General features: G+C 39.4%; 6 protein-coding genes and 2 pseudogenes. All 8 read right to left on the bottom strand.

Annotated features, from left to right (window positions below):
- Nucleotides 1–20: 20 nt before the first annotated feature.
- Nucleotides 21–1,202, bottom strand: a complete 1,182-nt coding sequence (locus AC075L_RS20355; protein ID WP_476388098.1) for a CDP-glycerol glycerophosphotransferase family protein — start codon at nt 1,200–1,202, stop codon at nt 21–23.
- Nucleotides 1,203–1,261: 59 nt separating this feature from the next.
- Nucleotides 1,262–1,582, bottom strand: a complete 321-nt coding sequence (locus AC075L_RS20350; RefSeq protein ID WP_476388097.1) for a hypothetical protein — start codon at nt 1,580–1,582, stop codon at nt 1,262–1,264.
- Nucleotides 1,549–2,295 (bottom strand): stealth family protein, encoded by a 747-nt coding sequence (locus AC075L_RS20345; RefSeq protein ID WP_476388096.1) that lies wholly within the window; start codon nt 2,293–2,295, stop codon nt 1,549–1,551. The genes AC075L_RS20350 and AC075L_RS20345 overlap by 34 nt, the downstream gene beginning before the upstream one ends.
- 7 nt (nt 2,296–2,302) lie before the next feature.
- On the bottom strand, nt 2,303–3,409 hold the full coding sequence (locus AC075L_RS20340) for a glycosyltransferase family 1 protein (RefSeq protein ID WP_182447983.1): 1,107 nt from the start codon (nt 3,407–3,409) through the stop codon (nt 2,303–2,305).
- Nucleotides 3,410–3,471: 62 nt separating this feature from the next.
- A complete protein-coding gene (locus AC075L_RS20335) occupies nt 3,472–4,566 on the bottom strand; it encodes an acyltransferase family protein (RefSeq protein WP_476388095.1) in 1,095 nt (364 codons plus the stop codon).
- A 69-nt stretch (nt 4,567–4,635) separates the two neighbouring features.
- Nucleotides 4,636–5,376, bottom strand: a pseudogene (locus tag AC075L_RS20330) (ABC transporter ATP-binding protein).
- Nucleotides 5,377–5,438: 62 nt separating this feature from the next.
- On the bottom strand, nt 5,439–6,215 hold the full coding sequence (locus AC075L_RS20325) for an ABC transporter permease (protein ID WP_008703542.1): 777 nt from the start codon (nt 6,213–6,215) through the stop codon (nt 5,439–5,441).
- 286 nt (nt 6,216–6,501) lie between these two features.
- A pseudogene (locus AC075L_RS20320) lies at nt 6,502–6,852 on the bottom strand (TPM domain-containing protein); the annotation flags it as partial.

Here is a 6,852-nt window from a genome sequence, read left to right as displayed (position 1 = left end):
TCTTCGCATTCATATAACAGCTACAATTGTAAATAATCTGCAAGCCTTTTGCAATAGTTTTCTGTTTTATTGTGCATCTGTTTCAGATTCTTTGCTCTCTCCTGCCGGTAACTGTCTGTTCCATCAGTCAGATGTTTCATAAATTTTCTGATATCACAGGCATTATAGATTTTCTCACCCGGCATATATTCCAGCGGATCTTTAAATACAAATCCCCTTTTTTCTTTATATATATTGTAATCCGCAAGCACATATCCAAGCGGTCTGTCCAACAGCAGATAATCTACTGCCACTGACGAGTAATCAGAGAGCAGACCGTCGCTGATCCCTATCAGTTCATAAAGTTTTATCTGTTTTTTCTCCAACAGGGCTTCCGCAACATAACGTATATTGGTAAACTCCTGTTCATTCTCATCCCATTCCGTCTGAAGCGGATGCTTCTTTATGATCAGAATAATCTCCTGCTCCCTTAGATAACTGTCCAGTTCTTTCAGCTCGTTCATATTCTGTATTGCCGGAAGCTGACAGGGAAGCTCAATTTCATTTTCCGCACACCCTCCCAGATCACTTTTTCTGAAAGTCGGCATCCACAGAACAGCTTTTTTCCCTTTCCATCCGAACAGACTGTCCAGAATTTCATCCTTACTCATTGACGGATGCAGCATCCAGTCATATCTGGGATATCCCATCATTAACAGCCTGTCCGGTTCGCAGTTCCATAGTCCGGATTTCGTTTTCACAAATACCGGTCCGGGAACAAGTGCATAGTCAAAATCAGGCTTTATATTCTGTTTTTTCTTTCCCTGCTCTGCATCTTTATAACCGCACCCATGCCACAGATTTACAACTGTCTGTCCTTTACACCGATACCTGTTCAGTCCTGCACTGTTATGAGAATAAAAGAAAAATCCGGCTGTAGCACCATAATAATATGCCAGCGGACTACTCCATCCATATTTATTTTCAGCAGTTACAAATTTTACATTTCCGGTATTCTGATTTCTGAATTTTCTTTTTTCAGAGACCAGCCAGATGATCTCATATTTTTTATTATACCCGGAACTTATAAGATATTCATAAAAAGCTTCCGGATTATCTGTGCAGTCCATCATTTCCCGATTTTTAAACACAAGCCGGTTTTTCTTTACTTTTCCAAAACGCACAGTCAGCTTTCCAATGACCTGCTGCTCTGTTTTTGTCATAAAACGACCGATATCAGTGCAGGATCATTCCGAAAAAGCCCAGCCTTTCCGTATATTTTTTAATCGCACTTTTTGTCATACATGCCTCCGGAATCTTTGTAAGATAATTCAAATGCAGACTTTTCGGGAAGGATACTCTCAAAAGAATCTTTGATATTTCTTTTCTGTTGTCTGAAATCTCCTATATTTTCCGTATCATTTATACACAATATTTTACACTTCTGATTTCTGAGTACATCATGTATCTGCCGGTCGTGAAGACCTATGGTAAAAAATTTCCCGATTTTCGGTGATTGAGGTTCATATTTTCCCTCCATATACTGCCAGTATTTCATCACATACTGATTTACATCCCCGGAGAACGGAATCGTGTCCTGCATACTCTGTCCAGCACTTCACCTTCTTCCCTCCACACTTCTTCAAAGGTACTCTTCAAAAAAGAGCTTGAGATATGAGAATATTTAAAACTGGAAAACTCCCTGTACGGAAGCATCAGCATATTTCTGAATACCATTTTTCCATATGCAGGATGAAACCATTTTTTCCAGTTTCTGCCAATCACTTCTCTCTTTGAATAATGCATATTTACAAGTGCCGCATTGTTCATAAGAATGCAGGCAAACGGATTATTGATATCATCCTGTACCAACGCTGTTTCTATACAATAGTCTCTTGGAAGACCATTTCTGAAAAAGTCTTCCGGTTCCATTTTATTTATGATGAAGGTATCATCATTAAAATATACAAACTGTTCGGATAAACCTCGGATCCGATGCATATTCAGTTCAATGGGATGACTGCTGAATGTGGGCAGATACTGCTTCGGAATATAATCCTCGTGTTTTACAACTGTCAGCTTCGGATGATCTGTATTCAGCCATGAAGGGATATGCCCCCATGTCACAAAATATATATGATTCACCCATGGAGCAAATTTTTCAACACCTCTGAACCAGTACTGCAGATTTTCCCAGTCCCGAAATCTGCTGTCCTGTGTCTGGTCATTTTTAATTCCCAGATACTCATTTCTCTGCTTTATCCAGGCTGAGTCTGATCCATCCACCCATGGCAATACAAAATCAATCTTGTCCATCTGTAATTTACCTCGTATGATAATATAAATCTTTCAAACGTTTTGCCTCTGTCTCAATGTTAAAATGCGTATCTGACAGCCGCTTCTTTATCAGATCAGCCGCTTCTCTGTTCATAGAACTCATTGCCATCACTGCTGCCGCCCACTGTATATTATCTCTGTCAAGTGACAGCCGTCTGACTCTCTCAGGAAAAACAACTGCCTCCTCAGACACCGCCTCTGACATCACGCAGGCAAGTCCATTTGCCTGGGCTTCAATAAGCGCAAATGGCACACCCTCAAAAACAGACGGAAACAGAAAAACATCCATAGCAGATAAATACCTGCGGATATTCTCCTGTTTACCGGCAAAATATACCTTATCTTCCAGTCCTTTCTGAACTGTTTTCTCTTTTATCTCTTTGTACAGACCTTCCTTTGGACCTACCAGACACAGCATCACATCTTTTTTTTCGGAAACGATCTGTTGAAAAATATCAAGCATTCTGTCATGATTCTTCGGAATATCAAATCTTCCTACATGACCGATCACTGTTTTATTTTCCCATCCCAGTTCCTTTCTGAGTGAATCTCTGTCTTTTTCTGAAAAACTGAACTTCTCTGCCTGAATGGCATTATTGATCAACGTAACCTGACCGCTTTGGAAAGCTTTATCTCCAAACAGCCACCTGCCCGCCATTTCTCCGCATGCAATCCTGTCAGTAGCATATTTTGCAATCTTTGGTCTATTCCAGTTGTCCATGATTTTTCTGATCAGTCCGGGACAGGAAGAGCTGTGGCTGTGCGCAATTATCTTTGGCACTTTCATTGTATGAGCCACACGTAACGGAACAATATTTGCAGCTGAAAGCATATTTACATGTACTGCATCATATTTTGTTTCTTTTAATATTTTTTTCAGTTCTTTTATATAGCCCTGATAGTTCTTTTTTACATTTGGAATATAGTAGATCCTTCCACCCAGTTTCCTGATTTCCTCTTCATATGCAATTTTATCATACATACACACAAAATCAAACTGTATATCCATATGCACCAGAACTCTATAGTAATTCATCACAAATGCTTCCAGACCTCCGGCAACATTTCCCATTCCAATCTGCAGTATTTTCATGATACGCTCTCCCATCCGTCACTATTGTCCACTCTGAATCCTATTGCGATCCTCTCGAAAAATCATTCCCGTACCGCATAATGTTCCGTCACCTTTTTCTTTAACAGCCGTATCAGTTTCTGATATCCTGTAATCTTCTTAAGAAAATCCAGGCAGTAACTGATTCCCAGCGAAATCACAAGAACTGCAACAGGAATCAGCCAGAATTTTTTTAATGCAAATACATATTTTCCCAGAGAATCTCTCACAAATGTATGTACCAGCCAGATGTTCATGGAATGCTTGCCCAGATACTGAAGGAACAAGGATACAGGCGTAATCCTGAACAAATATTCAACGCAAAAGAGAATCAGCAGGAATGGAACAAGTGCATACCGAAATTCCCAGAAAATTTTCAGGTCGATTTTATGGTACAGGAAAAGGCCGGCACACAGTAAAGCAGACAAACAGATGAATTTTAATTTTTTCCGACTGTATTCATGCAATTTTTGAAAGAAATTATATTTACAGCATAACATTCCTGCCACAAATATCAAAAGAAATGAATATGGCTTTGAGCCTCCCTGAAATCCAATACCTAAAATTCTCGGAAGCAAAAAGATAACTGCAATACAGAATATGCCTCCAAATTTCTCAATCGTCCCATCTAACAGAGGAAGCAATATAATAAATACAAACGCAGCACTCATATACCACCATGCCCCGTTAAGACTTTCAGTCTCCAAAAGTCTGGAGATTCCCAGTATATCTGCAAATACGGCGAATCCTCTTTCATAAAAGGTTTCTCCCCACTTGCTCGGATCCTTAAGTCCAAGTCCAAAGTAAATAAGATAGGATACAGCTGCCATAAACCAGAATCCGGACATAGTGGAAAGAAGATGTCCGGATATCCATTCTGATACTGCATACTTTTCTTTATTTTTCATTTTAGCCGAATATCCATACAACAGCCCGTAACCGGATACAAATGCAAATATTGCCACGCAGATCTTACAGCATTCCGCAATAGCAACAAGCTGTTCTGTTGTCAGCCCGCACAGATCCACCTGATATCTTTCGATTCTGTCTGCAAGACGATAGCAGTGGTGAAAGATCAGCAGTAACACTGCAAGACCTTTTAAAGCTGCTGAATCTTCTTTTTTTAATCCGTTTGTCATATACTCCTCCGGATATTTCTGACTTCTTAAATTTTTTCTCTGTCAGACAGATATCTCTGTCTGTCCCTGTCAGTTAGTCATTTTCTCATACTGTTCAGAAATCGTATCAATATCTCCGTAAGCGATCAGTTTTCCTTTTCAAGGATCATCGCCTTATTGCAGATTCTCTGAACCTGCGCCCAGAGAATGAGAGACAAACAACACTGTTACACCCGAATCAAACATGCTGAGTACTTTCTTCTCACTCTTCTTACGGAATTTCGCATCACCTACAGATAATACCTCATCCAATATCAGAATTTTAGGAGACACCACTGTAGCAATCGAAAATCCAAGCCTGGATTTCATACCTGATGAATAATTCTTGATCGGCACATCAATAAAATCCTTCAGTTCAGAAAATTTCACGATCTCATCATACTTCTCATCAATAAATTCTTTGGAATATCCAAGCATTGCTCCGTAAAGATAAATATTTTCCTTTCCTGTATACTGTGGATCAAAGCCTGCACCCAGTTCCAGAAGCGGAACCATCTTCCCATGTTTTGTAACTGAACCTTCTGTTGGTTTGAAAACGCCTGCGATAACCTTAAGAAGAGTACTCTTTCCTGCACCATTCAGTCCGAGGATTCCTACCCTGTCTCCTTTTTCCACTGTAAAGCTCACATTCTGCAAAGCCCAGAATTCATTATATTTAATCTCTTTTTTAATTGACTTGATAATATAATCTTTCAGACTGTCTACTTTCTCTTTGCTGAGATTAAATTTCATACTCACATTATCAACAATAATCGCTGGTTGTTTGCTCATTTTTTCTCCTTATTTTTCAAAAATAATTCGTTCCGCTGCCCTGCAGCTTTCTGTCTCAGTTCTCAGATGTAAAGAATAAAATCATCCTGTTTCTTCTTGAAGCAGAATAATCCAATCACCATTGCCACAACGGAAAAGATAAGTGCATATGCAAAATAATGAATATTCATCGCTTTTCCAAATACTGAACATCTGAAAATATCAATCACACAATACAATGGGTTATATTTCAGTATCCATGCCCATCCACTCTTCAAAAGCTTTTCAGGATAATAGAAAATCGCACATGTATACATAACCAGCATAAGTGCTACAGACCAGAGATATTCCATATCTCTGAAAAATACACCTATTGTTGCCAGGATCATTCCGCATCCATATGACATAATAAGAATCAGTATCAGTGCGATTGGTGCCTGAAGCAGATAGAACGTAGGCTTTACACCAAGTATCACACTCACCATTGCCAGTACGATCAGTGAGATCAGAAAGATCACATAGTTAAAAAGCACACTGGACAGCGGATACAAATATTTGGGTACGTATACCTTTTTGATCATTGCCGAGTTCTGACGTATAGATTTCAAAGCGGCCTTGGTGGACTGTGAAAAGAAACTGTACAAGAGTCGTCCTGTCAGGATATATACAGGAAAAGTCCTGTCTGTATTTCCATACAAAGTACCAAATACAATTGTAAGCACGATCATGGTAAGAAGCGGCTCCAGCATAGACCATATCATTCCCAGATAAGAACGTCTGTATTTCAGCTTAATCCCTTTTTTTACCAGTTCTGACAAAAGAAACCGGTATTGCATAAAATTATCAACGTATTTTTTCATGTCCTCTCCATTATTTCTGTTTTTTATTTCATTTTATAATTCTTTTGTGCAGAAATCTGTTATCGTCAGGCGGATATTTGCAATCCGCTTCGCAGTTTATTTTCTTTTTGCCGGACAACTGTCTCTACACAAAACAAACCACCTTGTACTGTATCATATTCTCTGATGTCTTGCAACCGGTATCCGTAATTTTGCGCAAAATAAAATCCCAATCTTTCCTGTCATTTTATGGTTATCCCATAAAATAATATAAAAGATCAGGATTTTTATATGTCATGCCAGTCGGTTAAAATGATCCACTGGAACCCCCATGCGTCTCACCCGAAGAACTTGTATGGGTACTGCTTCCACCGCCACCGGAACTCTCTTCCTTCGGCTTCGCCGTACGTGTGACCTGATGATACAGAAATATATCCCGGCTTCTGTTAATATGAAGACTTCCGTCTTTCATATAATCTGCTGCATCCGGCTTCATATGTACAGTCTTCATCCGGCTTCTCATTACTCCGGTTACGATCAGCGCGATCACAAATCCGACCACAAGCGAAATGAGAAATATCATATAAAAAGGGATGGTTTCCTCCGGCAGATTTTCTACATCGTACGGTTCTCCGCTCTGTGCCTGAATGATAAATTC

Source organism: Blautia sp. ZXY-1-B12 (assembly GCF_056339915.1).
This window is presented reverse-complemented; position numbering and strand designations above follow the sequence as displayed.

What these genes read in the sequence shown, in the direction of transcription:
- AC075L_RS20355 (WP_476388098.1), bottom strand. Translation starts at nt 1,202, where the DNA reads ATGACAAAAACAGAGCAGCAGGTCATTGGAAAGCTGACTGTGCGTTTT.
- AC075L_RS20350 (WP_476388097.1), bottom strand. Translation starts at nt 1,582, where the DNA reads ATGCAGGACACGATTCCGTTCTCCGGGGATGTAAATCAGTATGTGATG.
- AC075L_RS20345 (WP_476388096.1), bottom strand. Translation starts at nt 2,295, where the DNA reads ATGGACAAGATTGATTTTGTATTGCCATGGGTGGATGGATCAGACTCA.
- AC075L_RS20340 (WP_182447983.1), bottom strand. Translation starts at nt 3,409, where the DNA reads ATGAAAATACTGCAGATTGGAATGGGAAATGTTGCCGGAGGTCTGGAA.
- AC075L_RS20335 (WP_476388095.1), bottom strand. Translation starts at nt 4,566, where the DNA reads ATGACAAACGGATTAAAAAAAGAAGATTCAGCAGCTTTAAAAGGTCTT.
- AC075L_RS20325 (WP_008703542.1), bottom strand. Translation starts at nt 6,215, where the DNA reads ATGAAAAAATACGTTGATAATTTTATGCAATACCGGTTTCTTTTGTCA.